Below are 237 nucleotides of genomic sequence, written 5' to 3'. Positions count from 1 at the left end.
GCGAGGCGATGCCCTGGCCGGAGACCGATCATCCGCGTCGGGCAGGAGTGTCCGCGTTCGGCGTGAGTGGGACCAACGCGCACGTCATCCTCGAGGCCCCGTCTGACACAGACCTTCCATCCGGCACCGAGGCCCCACTTGGTCCGGGAGTGGATGGCGTGGTGCCGTGGGTGCTGTCGGGCAAGTCAGTTGAGGCGGTGCGTGCGCAGGCGAAGCGGTTGCTGGAGTATCTGGACT

Annotated in this window: 1 protein-coding gene; it reads left to right on the top strand. The window is 67.5% G+C overall.

The annotated features are described in order from the left end of the window. Positions 1 to 8 precede the first annotated feature (8 nt). Positions 9 to 237, top strand: a 229-nt coding sequence (locus O5O46_RS35260) for a ketoacyl-synthetase C-terminal extension domain-containing protein (RefSeq protein ID WP_333482464.1), incomplete at its 3' end; no start/stop codon positions are given.

This window comes from Streptomyces sp. RPT161, from assembly GCF_027533845.1.
Taxonomy (GTDB): Bacteria; Actinomycetota; Actinomycetes; order Streptomycetales; family Streptomycetaceae; genus Streptantibioticus_A; species Streptantibioticus_A silvisoli_A.
The sequence above is the reverse complement of the archived record's forward strand: the minus strand, read 5'-3'. Positions and strand labels throughout refer to the sequence as shown.